This window comes from Neisseria sp. P0017.S009 (assembly GCF_051957375.1).
Classification (GTDB): Bacteria; Pseudomonadota; Gammaproteobacteria; order Burkholderiales; family Neisseriaceae; genus Neisseria; species Neisseria perflava.
The window spans coordinates 137,983-151,540 of sequence record NZ_JBQCWL010000006.1 but is presented as its reverse complement, the minus strand read 5'-3'; the positions used below and the strand labels follow the sequence as shown (position 1 = coordinate 151,540).

The following is a 13,558-nucleotide window of genomic DNA, read 5'->3' as shown; positions in this document are numbered from 1 at the left end:
ATAGGGCAACTGTGCAGAGGGGCTACTCCTTGATACAGCTGCTGGTGGTGATGCTGCTGGTTTCGATCTTGGCAACGTAAGATATTAGGCCGTCTGAAAGATACTTAAGATTAGCTTTCAGACGGCCTTGTTGTAAGATGAATTTTTGATATTGGCGTACTTTTTTAAATACAGATAAAATCCCTGCTAATTATTTATAACGATATTTTTAGGATACACAGTGCTTGCTTTGGATTATTGTCATCAAAAGGTTGCCGAAAGCCATTCCAGTTTTTTATCCGGCTTTCGTTTTTTATCGGTAGAAAAACGGAATGCGATCACTGTTTTATACGCTTTTTGTCGCGAACTAGACGATGTAGTTGATAGCTGTACCGATCCAAATGTAGCTCAGATAACGTTGAACTGGTGGCGCAGTGATTTGGAGAAAGTGTTTAATAATGAGATGCCTGAGCATCCCGTTCATCAGGCTTTAAAAGATATTCGGGAAAATTTTGACTTGCCGAAGAATGAATTTGAGGCCTTGATTGATGGCATGCAGATGGATTTGGAGCAGGCTCGTTATGGTAGTTTTGATGAATTAAAGCTGTATTGTCACCGTGTTGCCGGAGTTGTGGGGCGTCTTATTGCGCGGATTTTAGGTTTTTCCAATCTGAAAACTTTGGAATATGCGGACAAAATGGGCTTGGCTTTGCAGTTGACGAACATTATTCGTGATGTGGGCGAAGATGCGCGACAAGGAAGAATTTATCTGCCGATAGAGGAAATGCAGAAGTTTGACGTACCTGCCAACGTAATTATGCAGTGCAAACCGACAGAAAATTTTGCACAATTGATGCAGTTTCAAGTGAATAGGGCGCGTGAAACTTATCGTGAAGCGATGTTGCTTTTGCCGGCTGAGGATAAGAAATCACAAAAAGTCGGCCTGATTATGGCGGCTATTTATTATGCGTTGTTGAATGAAATTGACCGTGATGGTGCGCAAAATGTGTTGACTTATAAAATTGCGATTCCTTCTCCCCGTAAAAAACGTATTGCTTTGAAAACTTGGCTGTTTGGATTTAAACCATGAAGACTAAGCGTCCAAAAATTGCTGTAATTGGTGCCGGTTGGGCAGGTTTGTCTGCGGCGGTTTCCCTGATTCATCGAGCCGATATTTCTTTGTTTGAGGCTGGGAGACAGGCTGGCGGTAGGGCGCGTAGCATAGCTGGGAAAGATGGTGGATTCAGCTTTTTGGATAATGGGCAGCATATCTTGTTGGGTGCGTATCATGGTGTTCAAACTTTGATGCAACATATCGGCGTTCAACCTGAATCAGCCTTTTTACGCCAGCCTTTGCGATGGTACATTCATGAGGGATTGCAGTTTCAGACGGCCTCTCTGCCTGCGCCTTGGCATTTGCTTGTCGGTATCCTGCGTGCTAAAAATCTTTCTTTTTCATTGAAAATCAAATTGCTGTCGGATATGTCGGCATTGCAACGTTGGGCTGATCATCATAAAACCGATTTGACGGTTGCAAAGTGGTTGAGAACACGAAATGTTCCGCGCAGCCTGCTTGGGCAATTTTGGCAACCTTTGGTTTGGGGTGCTTTAAATACGCCGTTAGAACAGGCATCGTTGCGCATTTTATGTAATGTATTGAATGATGGCGTGTGGTCTGAAAAGGCGAACAGCGATTATCTTTTGCCTAAGCAGGATTTAGGGCGGATCGTAGCCGAACCGGCTTTGGATTTTCTGCACAAGCATGGTGCAGAAATACATCTTGAAACTCGTATTTCCCATTTAAACCATCATATCGATGGCCGAGTTGAAATCAATGGCGAAGTATTTGATGCGGTTGTTTTGGCTATTGCACCATATCATGTTGACGCACTTCTGCCTGAAGATACGCCTGACTATATTCAGACGGCCTATCAATCGTTGCATTACCATGCGATTACTACGGTTTATTTGCGTTATGCACAAGCAGTCAAACTACCTGCGCCTTTAACGGGATTTTTTGATGGTGCGGCGCAATGGGTGTTACATCGGGGGGCGTTGGGTTTGCCGGATAATGAAGTCGCGGTCGTCATCAGCGTTTCCGATTACACCGAGGCACGGAAGGATAAAGATTTAGCCGAGAAAATTCATGCGGACATTAAGCGGATTTGTCCGGATTTGGGTACGCCTGAAGCCGTACGCATTATTACTGAAAAACGCGCGACTACGGCGGCAACGGTTGATTTTGTACAACCTGATTTCTCATGGTTGCATCATCGCCGTATTTATCCAGCCGGCGACTATCTCCATCCGCGTTATCCGGCAACATTGGAAGCTGCGGTTCAGTCGGGCTTTGCTGCGGCTGAAAAACTTATGCTGGATTTGCGGGTTGAATAAACTGAGGCCGTCTGAATGTTCAGACGGCCTTTTTGACTTTACAAAACTTACCAAGCCGATACAATATCCAAAACCATAAAGTTCAAGGAAAAGTCATGACGACATTAGCGAACAAAACCATCTTGATTACCGGCGCATCCCAAGGCTTGGGCGAGCAGGTTGCCAAAGCCTATGCGGCTGCCGGAGCGACTGTCATTTTGGTGGCGCGTCATCAAAAGCGTTTGGAAAAAGTATATGATGCCATTGTGGCTGCGGGCAGCCCTGAGCCGTTTGCCATCTGCTTTGATTTGATGAGCGCGGAGGAGAAAGAGTTTAAGCAATTTGCGGAGACTATTGATGAAGCGACCGGCGGAAAATTGGATGGCGTGGTACATTGTGCCAGCTATTTCTATGCCTTGTCGCCATTGGATTTTCAAACCGTATCGGAATGGGTCAACCAATACCGTATCAACACCGTTGCGCCTATGGGTTTGACCCGTGCGCTGTTCCCATTGTTGAAGCAATCCGAAGATGCTTCTGTGATTTTTGTCGGCGAAAGCCACGGCGAAAAACCGCAAGCCTATTGGGGCGGTTTCGGTGCCTCCAAAGCTGCGCTCAATTATTTGTGTAAAGTGGCCGCGGACGAGTGGGAACGTTTTGACAACCTGCGTGCCAATGTTTTGGTGCCGGGCGCCATCAATTCGCCGCAACGTATTAAATCGCATCCGGGCGAATCGAAAAGCGAACGTAAAAACTACGAAGATGTCCTGCCGCAATTTATTTGGTGGGCAAGTCAAGAGAGCAGGGGGCGGACAGGCGAAATCGTCTATCTGTAAATCTACCTGCTCAGAGTGGTTTGAGAACATGAGGCCGTCTGAAATCTATATTTTCAGACGGCCTTTAACTTATTGAGTTTTATATCTAAATAATGTTGAAGTGTAATGTTTGACGTTTTAGCAGGCAAACATCAGGCTGGCACAAAATTAGATATAGTAATCTAAGTTATAGTTGTATTGGATAAATATGACGGAATTTGACTTTATCAGACAATATTTGCAGCGACAAAAATCGGAAGGTTTGATTTTGGGCATAGGGGACGATGCCGCTATTATTCGCCCAAGTAACGGATTTGATTTATGTTTTAGCGCTGATATGTTGGTTAAGGGCAGACATTTTTTTGAAGATGTTTCACCTGAAGATTTGGCATGGAAAATGCTTGCAGTAAACTTATCCGATATGGCCGCTATGGGTGCCAAACCACGTTGGGTGTTGCTCAGTGCTGCGCTGCCTGAATTGAATCAAGACTGGCTCAAACGTTTTTGCGATAGCTTTTTTGCTTTGGCCGCGCGTTTTGATACGGTGTTGATTGGTGGCGATACCACCAAAGGCGATTTGGTCTTTAATGTAACAATAGTAGGTGAAGTTCCGACAGGGAATGCCCTGCGGCGTGATGCGGCCGAAGTCGGCGACGATATTTGGGTATCGGGTCGGTTGGGTTTGGCTGCCGCTGCTTTGAACAAACATCTGGGGCATTATCAATTACCGTCTGAAATCATGGCAGTTTGCGATGATAAATTGCTCCGTCCGGAACCGCGCGTTTCATTGGGGCAGGCATTGTTGCCGTTTGCCCATGCCGCGCAAGATGTTTCAGACGGCCTGGCTCAAGATGTGGGGCATATTTTAAAAGCCTCTGCTGTCGGGGCGGAAATATTTGCCGATTGTGTGCCGTCGTTGCCTGAATTGAAAAACGTTTTGTCGCGCGAACAATGGTTGTCGGCGGTATTAGCCGGCGGCGATGATTACGAACTGATTTTTACTGCTGCTCCAGAAGATAGGGAACGCGTTTATCAGGTAGCGGAACAAAGTGGCGTACCGGTCGCCCGAATTGGTAAAATGACTGACTCAGGCCGTCTGAATATTTTGGATGCCGAAGGCGGCGTATTGGAACTGACTTCTTTAGGATTTGATCATTTTGGCTGAACGTAAACCTACTTTTTCTTGGCTGTTGCACAAACCATTGTGTTTTTTAGGATTCGGTTTTGGCAGCGGCTTGTCGCCGGTTGCTCCGGGTACGGCCGGAACGCTGGCAGCATTACCTCTGGCTTTTGTATTGTGCCTGTTGGGCATAGACGGCTGGATATTGCTTTTATTGTGTATCGCCTTGTTCTTCTGGGGTATCCGCATTTGCGGTTATACCGAGAGGGAGCTGGGTATTCAGGATTACGGCGGTATCGTCTGGGATGAAATTGTCGCGATGCTGTTGGTGCTGTCGCTGATTCCGTTTAAATGGAGCTGGTGGCTGGCGGCTTTTGTTATTTTCCGCTTGTTTGATGCGTTGAAACCATGGCCGATAAAATGGTTTGACCAATGGATTCATGGAGGTTTAGGCATTATGCTTGATGATTTGATTGCGGCTGTGATGACCTTGATGGTCTTGGGCCTGTTTTATTGGATCGCGTGATGCGTTTTAAGTGTTTCGACCCTTTGCAAAAATAGGGCGGGCACGCCGGAATTATCCGGATATTGAAATAAAATAAATACCATACGGGGTAAACAATTATGAATGAAATCGAGATTAACGTGGAGCCGCGTTATATGGCCGGTCAGAGCGACGTCTATCGCGACCGTTACGCCTTCAATTATCTGATCACCATCTGCAACCGCAGTGATAAAATCATTACTTTGCGTCAGCGTTTTTGGGAAATCACCGACGGACACGGTGAGACAGAGCAGGTCGGTCATGTTGGCCTGATTGAAGAGCAACCTGTTTTGTACCCGGGCGAAGCCTATGAGTACAACAGCGGTTCGCAAATCAGCACGCCTTGGGGCAGTATCGAAGGCGCGTATGAGTTTGAAGACAGCATCGGCAAACGTTTCGTTATCGGGGTGCCGAAGCTTGAATTCAAAGCAGGCTTTACTTTGCAATAGGTCGTCTGAAAAATAAAACCGGAACATGGGAAATGTTCCGGTTTTATTTTTCAGACGACCTTATCAGTCTTTGCAAGGCTGTACCAATACCCACGGCGCTACGACAACCGCCCACATTTCCTGCTTATCCGCTAAAAATGTGCGTGCCATATCATCGCTGATGGCACCGAATTTGCCTTGTTCCATCCATTGTTTCAATGGCGCGGCTTCATCTTCGGCAACATGACGGGCGACGGCAATCAAATCCAAATCGGGCGCAACATAGACGGCGGCACCGCGTGCGAAGTGGGGTTGCAGCTCTTCCCATGAAATGCGGGCGGTTTCGGTATTGAGTTTTTCGTTTAAGAGTGGAATAGACATAGGACAATCATCAAATAAAAAACGGATTGTAACCGATATTCGGCCTTTTGCCCGATGCCGTCTGAAAACGAAAGAAATTTACAGGGTTAACGTTATACAGTATCATTTTAATGTTTTAATTTTCTTTCAGACGGCCTGTTGTCCGTATTTGGACAAGGGCGGTTTTAGGCTTATGAATTCTGTATTGTTGACCGGATTGCTGCAAAGGCTGCTGATTGCGCTTGTCGCATTGGCGGCGTTGTGGGCTGTATATTTTTGGGCGGTATCGCCATGAGTATCGTAGTGGAAAATTTGACGGTCAGCTATCAGCGCATGCCGGTGGTGCATCATGTCGATATGGTGTTTGAAGATGGGAAGATGTGGACGATTTTCGGACCGAACGGCGCGGGTAAATCGACCCTGCTCAAAGCCATTATGGGCTTGCAGAAGACGGACACGGGCAGCGTGCGCTATGAAAATATGGCGCGCAAGGATATTGCCTATCTGCCGCAGCAGTCGGATATTGACCGCAGCCAGCCGATGACGGTGTTTGAACTGGCGGCGATGGGGCTGTGGTATGAAATCGGCTTTTTCGGACGCGTGAACGCGGCGCAGAAAAAGCGCGTGATGGCGGCTTTGGAACGCGTGGAAATGCAGGATTTTGCTACACGCCAAATCGCGCACTTGTCCAATGGTCAGTTCCAACGCGTATTGTTTGCACGGATGCTGGTGCAGGATGCCAAATTTTTGTTGCTGGATGAGCCGTTTAATGCGGTGGACGCGCGGACGACTTATGCGCTGTTGGAAGTTTTGCGCCAGTGCCATCAGGACGGTCAGGCAGTGATTGCCGTGTTGCATGATTACGAGCAGGTGAGGGCATATTTTGCCAACACGCTGCTTTTGGCGCGTGAAAAAGTGACTGCTGGCGCGACGGAAAATGTGTTGACCGATGAGTTTTTGGCACAGGCAAACCGAATGATGCAGAAACAGGAAGCGGCCGATTGGTGCGCGGTTTAATGGACAAGGCCGTCTGAAAGTAAGTATTTTTCAGACGGCCTCAGGCTTTCAGAGATTAATAAAAAAGCGATAAAACATGGATTTATATGATTTGGTCGTCGCGCCGTTCGCCGAATTTGACTTTATGCGCTATGCTTTGGCATCAATTTTCTGCTTGGCATTGAGCGCGGCGCCTGTCGGTGTGTTTTTGGTGATGCGCCGCATGAGTTTGGTGGGCGATGCCTTGAGTCATGCGGTTTTGCCCGGTGCGGCCATTGGCTATATGTTTGCCGGCTTGAGTTTGCCTGCAATGAGCGTCGGCGGTTTTGCAGCCGGTTTGCTGATGGCTTTACTGGCAGGTTTGGTCAGCCGGTTTACTTCATTGAAAGAAGACGCGAACTTTGCCGCATTTTATTTGAGCAGCCTCGCCATCGGCGTGGTTTTGGTCAGCAAAAACGGCAGCAGCGTCGATTTGCTGCATTTGTTGTTTGGCTCGGTGTTGGCGGTCGATATTCCGGCTTTGCAGCTGATTGCTGTTTCTGCGAGCGTCACTATTTTGCTGATGGCGGTCATGTTCCGTCCGCTGGTGTTGGAAAGCATAGACCCTTTGTTCCTCAAAGCTGTCGGTGGTAAGGGCGGCTTTTGGCATGTGTTGTTTTTAGTGTTGGTCGTGATGAATCTGGTTGCCGGTTTTCAGGCATTGGGTACGCTGATGTCGGTCGGTTTGATGATGTTGCCGGCGATTACCGCCAGACTGTGGGCGAAAAGCATGGGTTGGCTGATGATTTTGTCTGTCGCATTGGCTTTGCTTTGCGGCTTGGCAGGACTGTTGTTTTCCTACCATATCGAAATTCCGTCCGGCCCGGCGATTATTTTATGCTGCGGCACGCTTTACCTGATTTCCGTCGTGTTCGGTTGGGAGGGCGGCATTTTGGCAAAATGGCTGCGCCGCAAGAAACACCGCACGGCATGATTTTTCAGACGGCCGCTTGAATAATCAGGCGGTCTGTTTTATGATGATGTTAATGTTACGTTATATCACTGGAGAGAATATGAAACATTGGAAACTCGGCATCGTTGCCGCATTATTGACCGGTGCAGCTTATGCCGCTCCGCTGCCTGTTGTCACCAGCTTCAGCATTTTGGGCGACGTGGCCAAACAGATTGGTGGCGACCGTGTGGCCGTTCAAAGCTTGGTGGGCCCCAACCAAGACAGCCATGCCTACCACATGACCAGTGGCGACATCAAAAAAATCCGCAGTGCCAAATTGGTATTGCTTAACGGTTTGGGCTTGGAAGCCGCCGATGTACAGCGTGCAGTCAAACAGAGTAAAGTTCCTTTCGCCGAAGCAACCAAAGGCATTCAGGCTTTGAAAGCAGAAGAGGGTGGACATCATCATGACCACGATCACGAAGGCCATCATCACGATCACGGCGAGTTTGATCCGCACGTTTGGACCGACCCCGTCCTGATGGGTACTTATGCGCAAAACGTTGCCAATGCTTTGATTCAAGCCGACCCTGAAGGCAAAACCTACTATCAGCAACGTTTGGGCAACTATCAAATGCAGCTAAAAAAACTGCACAGCGATGCGCAGGCTGCCTTTAATGCCGTACCTGCCGCCAAGCGAAAAGTCTTGACCGGACACGACGCGTTCTCTTACATGGGCAAACGCTACAATATTGAATTTATCGCCCCTCAAGGCGTGAGCAGCGAAGCCGAGCCGTCTGCCAAACAAGTGGCTTCTATTATCCGCCAAATCAAACGCGAGGGCATTAAAGCCGTCTTTACTGAAAACATCAAAGACACGCGCATGATTGACCGTATTGCCAAAGAAACCGGCGTTAATGTCAGCGGACGTTTGTATTCCGATGCATTGGGTGGTGCACCGGCCAATAGCTACATCGGCATGTACCGCTACAATGTCAAAGTTATGACCGATGCCATGAAAAAATAAAGCGGCTTAAAGATAAAGGCCGTCTGAAACTTGGAAACAAGGTTTCAGACGGCCTTTTATATGCTTATTTTAAAATAAACCGTCAAATTTAGAATATAAAAATAAAATTTATGCTATTAGAAGTTTAATTATCAAAAATTCATGCTAATTTGCTTGGCAAGTACGCACCATCCGTGCGAATTGCTTATCGGCTGTCTGCCGGCCACTCACGGCTTGACTTCGCCCTGTTACAATTCGGCATCTTCACGTTTCTTAATATTACATCATGAGCAACCATTCATCTTGGTCATCCAAAATCGGCTTTGTGCTTGCTGCGGCAGGCTCGGCCATCGGTTTGGGTGCAATTTGGAAATTCCCTTATACAGCCGGTACAAACGGCGGCGCCGTATTCTTCCTTTTGTTTTTGATTTTTACTATTTTGGTGGCTTTGCCGGTTCAATTGGCCGAGTTTTACATCGGTCGTACAGGCGGTAAAAACGCCATCGATTCTTTCAAAGCATTGCGTCCGGGTTCGCAGTGGCCGTGGGTTGGCCGCATGGGCGTGGCAGCGTGTTTTATTTTGCTGTCGTTTTACAGCGTGGTCGGCGGCTGGGTATTGAACTACGTCGTGCACAGCTTTACCGGCGAAATTCATGCCGGCGCAGACTTTGAAGCCTTGTTCGGCAAAACGATTTCTTCGCCGTTTGGTTCGCTGTTTTACCAAGGCTTGTTCATGCTGATTACCATTTGGGTGGTTAAAGGCGGCGTTTCAGACGGCATTGAAAAGGCAAACCGCGTGTTGATGCCGGGTTTGTTTATCCTTTTTATCGCGCTGGCTATCCGTTCGCTGACCTTGCCCGGCGCAATGGAGGGCGTGGCATTCTTGTTGAAACCGGATTGGTCGTATTTGAAACCGGGTACGATGCTGACTGCTTTGGGTCAGGCATTTTTTGCGTTGAGTATTGGCGTGTCCGCGATGATTACCTATGCCTCGTATTTGGGTAAGGATCAGGATATGTTCCGCTCCGGCCATATGATTATGTGGATGAACCTGTTTGTGTCGCTGCTGGCCGGTTTGGTGATTTTCCCTGCGGTATTTGCCTTCGGTTTTGAACCCGGCCAAGGCCCTGGTTTGATTTTTGTCGTGTTGCCTGCGGTCTTCATGAAAATGCCGATGGGTACGTATTTGTTTGCCGTGTTTATGCTGTTGGTTGTCTTTGCGACGCTGACTTCCGCGTTTTCCATGCTGGAAACCGTTATCGCGGCAACCATCCGCCAAGACGAGAAAAAGCGCAGCAGCCACGCTTGGGTAACCGGTATTGCGATTTTCATAGTTGGTATTCCTTCGGCGCTGTCATTTGGCGTTTGGGGCGATTTTAAGATTTTCGGAAAAACTATTTTTGATTTGTGGGACTTCATTATTTCTGCCGTCATCATGCCGATTGGCGCATTGAGCGTTGCCGTGTTTACATCATGGGTTCAGGACAAACAGTCTGTCCTGCGTGATGCGGGCATGGGCAGCACCATTCCGAAACAGCTGCTTTACCTGTGGTTGGGTGCGCTTCGCTATCTTGCGCCGATTGCGATTATTGTCGTGTTCATCAACTCTTTGGGTTTGATTTAATCCGATAGAGAGCAAACAGTCCGGCGTTGCATTGTTTCGCCGGACTGTTTGTTTAAAAACATCATTAAAAATATTAAGGCCGTCTGAAAATTTTTCAGACGGCCTTTTTATATACGCATGAGGCTGATTAGAACTTCGCTTGCAGTCTCAGCCATGCAGTACGGCCGGGTTCGTTCACGCGCATGGTTTGTGTACCGGCAGACGGGTCGCCGCCGCGGCTGACGAATTCAGCATAGTTTTTGTTGAACACGTTGTCCACGCCACCTTGTAATGTGGCGTATTTGCTGAATTTCCAACCAGCGTTGAGCGAGAGTACGCCAAAGCCCGAAGAAGCGCCGATGTCTTGGCCGACGATATTGCCTTGGCCTTTGCTGTAACGGTTTTGTTTGGCCACGACGCGCCATAATGCGCCCGCACTGAATTTGCCGTTGTCAAAGGCGAGGGTGTTGTTCCACTCGAGCGGTGGCGTTTGTGCCAAAGGTTTGCCGTCGGTACGGTTTTTGCCGTGGGTGTAGGCGAGGCTGGTGCCGACTTCCCAGTTAGGCGCAAATGTCCATTTGACTTCGGCTTCGCCGCCAAAGCGTGAAGCGTTGATGTTGCGCACGTTGAAAATCTTGTCTTTGCTCTCCATCATGATGAAGTCTTTGATGTCGCTGCCGAATACGGATACGGATGCGTGGAGAATAGGACGTTTCCAGATTACGCCTGCATCGATTTGGCGGTTTTGCTCTGCGCGGATGGCTTTGTTTTCAGAGTGCAGGCGTTCCCAGTAGTCAGGCGCGCGTTCGGCAATGCCGAATCCGGCATAGTATTTCAGACCGTTGTCCGTATTTCTTTCCCAACGCAGGAAGCCTGAGTTCAAATTGAATTTCTGATGTTTCAAAACGGGGTCGGTAACACGCGCGGTATCGTAATGCGCTTTGACTTGGTCATGGCGAAAACCTGCTACCCAGCGTTGATTGTCGGTTTGTTGCCAAGAGGCTTCGGTGAAAATACCCCATTGTTTGAAACTTTGGTTGGGCATGTAAGGCTTGTGGCTGTAGCCGTCGCCGCCACGCTCATGACGCGCGACGTGGACGTCGTCCAAATAATCCAAACCGGTTTGCAGGTTGAGTTTGTCCCAATCGAAAGTGGCTTTCAGACGGCCTGTATCGGTATTGCGTTTAGGGTTGTTGGCATTTTTAATCTGCTTGCCGGCAGGATTGTAGATGGTACGCAGGCTGTATGTGTCCATCACGTGGTCGATTTCGCTTTTACCGTAGCGCAGTTCCAACTCGCTGAACCATGGTGTGAGGTTGCGTTGGGTAAAACGGATATTCCACGCATCACGGTCGAATTTGCTGCCGTCCATCATGCGGTCGGCGTAGGCAACCTTGGCTCTGCTGCGCTCGTATGTGCCGGCAATGGTGGTGTTTTCTGTCGGAGTAACACCCAGTTGCAACATTTGGCTGTCGCGTTTGAAGTGGGAGTGAATGCGGTTGCCGTCGCCGTCTTTGTAATCGTCGGCTTCGTTATGGGAGATATTGGTACGGACATAGCCGTATTTGCCGCCGAACTCGGCTTCCAGCGAGCCGTCAAGGCGGTCGTTGCTGCCTGCTGTCAGGGTGGCGTTAATATTGTAAGGTTTTTCAGTGAAATCAGGATCTTTACGGATAAATTGCACCGAGCCGCTGACCAAGCCCATGCCTTGGGTAACGGTTTGCGGGCCTTTGGTAACCACGACTTGATCAAATGAGTTTGGGTGGATATAGGCAGTCGGCGGGTCCATGCGCATACCGCAACCGCCATAAATAAACTGATCGTCGGCATTGACGGAGAGGCGCGAGCCGCCCAAGCCACGGAACAGCGGATCGCCCGAGCTGCCGCCTTTGCGGATGATGCTCATATTAGGTACGGATTGCAAAAGGTCTGCCCCGTCACCGGCAGGGAGGGGTTGCAAAGCAGCTTTGGGGTTGAAAGTAACGCGGTTGGCTTTTTCTTGTTGTGTGCCGATGACGGTGACAGGGGAAAGGGTAACTGTTTCTTCGGGTACAGGATTAGTATCTGCCCATGCTTGGGATACGGCTAGGACGATAGGTAAGATAAGTAATGGTGGGTATTTCATGTGGTTTCTCTCTATTATTAAGTATCATATTAATTAATGCTTAAGTAGTATATATAAAGTTTAGTAAAATTAAAACATACTGTTTTTAACTTATATCAATATTTATCATTTTATTTGCATGTTTTGCTGGTTCGTGATTTGGTTATACCAGTAATGGTAAAATTTGATTCTTCTTAAGCAGTTCATAAAAAATACCAATATGGTTTTAAACTTGATTATTGGGAATTTCATTAATTTAATTATTTAACTAAAAGCAAGAAGATATTTGGTATAAAAAGCGTCATTTGCTTATGATTTTCTATTGGTGTTGCGATTTGATAACATTTCTTGACGGAAAAATAGGGGATTGATTAGAATGGGCGGCCAATTGGTCAAGCCAATTTATGGCCGTCTGAATAAAACTGTCCTTCAATCATCAGGAATACAACATGACGAAATTGGTTCGTCCGCAAAAAATCAGTGATCAGGTCTTAGCCATTTTGGAAGAACGTATCGCGACCGGCATTTATGAAGAAGGCAGTAAATTGCCTCCCGAACGTACGCTTGCGGAAGAATTCGGCGTATCGCGTCCGTCGGTCAGGGTGGCATTGAATATCTTGATTGCCAAGCAGGTTTTGGAAGCGCGGCAGGGCGATGGCTATTATGTTTCTGTCAAGCCGCAGCAGGATTTTTTGCAAAGCTGGCAGGAGTTACTCGGCAAACATACCAATTGGGAAACAGACGTATTCGATTTCAGTTGCCACGTTGAAGGCTGTATGGCGGCTCTGGCCGCCGAAAGACGGACTGACGCCGATTTGAAACGCATTGACTTCTGGCGGCAGAAGTTTGAAACGGCTTGTGAAAGCGGAAACTTGGAGCATCAAGCCGAGGCAGACGTCAGCTTCCATCAAACCATTGCCGATGCCGCACACAATATCCTATTCAGTCATCTTTCCAGCAGCCTGCTCAAAATGCTTTATCAGCAAACACGCAGCGGCATTATCTATATTCATCAAACCGAAGACCCACGCCCGACGCTGATTGCCCAGCACAGCACTATTTTTGAAGCCGTTGCTCAGGCCAAACCGGCGGAGGCTGCTGAAGCGGCCAAGCTGCATTTGAATTATGTTGCCCGCCGCATTTTACAGGACAGGGAATATCAAAGCCGTAGCGAGCATGCGGATGTATTGGCGCAAAATGATTTGAAACGGGTAGATTGGTAGCGTTTAAAAATAATCAGGCCGTCTGAATTTTTCAGACGGCCTTGATTTTGCAAATAAGACCTTTTAGTGCCACAAT

14 protein-coding genes are annotated in these 13,558 nt (G+C 48.0%); 12 read left to right on the top strand and 2 right to left on the bottom strand.

Going from position 1 to position 13,558, the window contains the following annotated elements:
• The first annotated feature begins 11 nt into the window (after window positions 1–11).
• From ACTHTG_RS08770 to apaG, 7 genes are all read left to right on the top strand, one after another.
• Window positions 12–80, top strand: coding sequence for a prepilin-type N-terminal cleavage/methylation domain-containing protein (locus ACTHTG_RS08770; protein WP_107723650.1), 69 nt, complete (start codon window positions 12–14; stop codon window positions 78–80).
• Window positions 81–220: 140 nt separating this feature from the next.
• Window positions 221–1,069, top strand: a complete 849-nt coding sequence (gene hpnD / locus ACTHTG_RS08765; protein WP_004520626.1) for a presqualene diphosphate synthase HpnD — start codon at window positions 221–223, stop codon at window positions 1,067–1,069.
• Window positions 1,066–2,373, top strand: a complete 1,308-nt coding sequence (hpnE, locus tag ACTHTG_RS08760) for a hydroxysqualene dehydroxylase HpnE (RefSeq protein WP_004520627.1) — start codon at window positions 1,066–1,068, stop codon at window positions 2,371–2,373. Before hpnD ends, hpnE begins: the two co-directional genes overlap by 4 nt.
• 95 nt (window positions 2,374–2,468) lie before the next feature.
• Window positions 2,469–3,188, top strand: a complete 720-nt coding sequence (locus ACTHTG_RS08755; protein WP_003682583.1) for an SDR family oxidoreductase — start codon at window positions 2,469–2,471, stop codon at window positions 3,186–3,188.
• A 187-nt stretch (window positions 3,189–3,375) separates the two neighbouring features.
• A complete protein-coding gene (gene thiL / locus ACTHTG_RS08750) occupies window positions 3,376–4,332 on the top strand; it encodes a thiamine-phosphate kinase (RefSeq protein WP_004520628.1) in 957 nt (318 codons plus the stop codon).
• A complete protein-coding gene (locus tag ACTHTG_RS08745) occupies window positions 4,325–4,813 on the top strand; it encodes a phosphatidylglycerophosphatase A family protein (protein ID WP_039862448.1) in 489 nt (162 codons plus the stop codon). The genes thiL and ACTHTG_RS08745 overlap by 8 nt, the downstream gene beginning before the upstream one ends.
• Before the next feature lie 98 nt (window positions 4,814–4,911).
• On the top strand, window positions 4,912–5,280 hold the full coding sequence (gene apaG, locus ACTHTG_RS08740) for a Co2+/Mg2+ efflux protein ApaG (protein ID WP_004520630.1): 369 nt from the start codon (window positions 4,912–4,914) through the stop codon (window positions 5,278–5,280).
• A 63-nt stretch (window positions 5,281–5,343) separates the two neighbouring features.
• On the opposite strand, the gene ACTHTG_RS08735 is transcribed toward apaG, so the two are convergent.
• Entirely contained in the window at window positions 5,344–5,640 is a 297-nt protein-coding gene (locus tag ACTHTG_RS08735; RefSeq protein WP_004520632.1) for a DUF2288 domain-containing protein, read from the bottom strand.
• A 270-nt stretch (window positions 5,641–5,910) separates the two neighbouring features.
• Between ACTHTG_RS08735 and ACTHTG_RS08730 the strand changes: the two genes are divergently transcribed.
• The 4 genes from ACTHTG_RS08730 (at window position 5,911) to ACTHTG_RS08715 (ending at window position 10,176) form a co-directional block, all read left to right on the top strand.
• Complete coding sequence (locus tag ACTHTG_RS08730; protein ID WP_004520633.1) at window positions 5,911–6,636, top strand: metal ABC transporter ATP-binding protein; 726 nt, start codon at window positions 5,911–5,913, stop codon at window positions 6,634–6,636.
• Between the two features lie 76 nt (window positions 6,637–6,712).
• Window positions 6,713–7,588 (top strand): metal ABC transporter permease, encoded by an 876-nt coding sequence (locus tag ACTHTG_RS08725; RefSeq protein WP_003685375.1) that lies wholly within the window; start codon window positions 6,713–6,715, stop codon window positions 7,586–7,588.
• A 79-nt stretch (window positions 7,589–7,667) separates the two neighbouring features.
• Window positions 7,668–8,573, top strand: coding sequence for a metal ABC transporter solute-binding protein, Zn/Mn family (locus tag ACTHTG_RS08720; protein ID WP_049331107.1), 906 nt, complete (start codon window positions 7,668–7,670; stop codon window positions 8,571–8,573).
• A gap of 265 nt (window positions 8,574–8,838) precedes the next feature.
• The gene (locus tag ACTHTG_RS08715) at window positions 8,839–10,176 is read left to right on the top strand and encodes a sodium-dependent transporter (RefSeq protein WP_004520635.1); all 1,338 of its coding nucleotides are present in this window, start codon (window positions 8,839–8,841) and stop codon (window positions 10,174–10,176) included.
• A 127-nt stretch (window positions 10,177–10,303) separates the two neighbouring features.
• Here ACTHTG_RS08715 and ACTHTG_RS08710 read toward each other — a convergent pair whose 3' ends face one another.
• Window positions 10,304–12,280 carry a TonB-dependent copper receptor gene (locus tag ACTHTG_RS08710; protein WP_440360644.1) on the bottom strand — a complete coding sequence of 659 codons (1,977 nt, stop codon included), beginning with the start codon at window positions 12,278–12,280 and terminating at the stop codon, window positions 10,304–10,306.
• Window positions 12,281–12,708: 428 nt separating this feature from the next.
• On the opposite strand from ACTHTG_RS08710, the gene ACTHTG_RS08705 reads away from it, so the two are divergent.
• Window positions 12,709–13,482 (top strand): FadR/GntR family transcriptional regulator, encoded by a 774-nt coding sequence (locus ACTHTG_RS08705; protein WP_295863693.1) that lies wholly within the window; start codon window positions 12,709–12,711, stop codon window positions 13,480–13,482.
• Window positions 13,483–13,558: the final 76 nt, after the last annotated feature.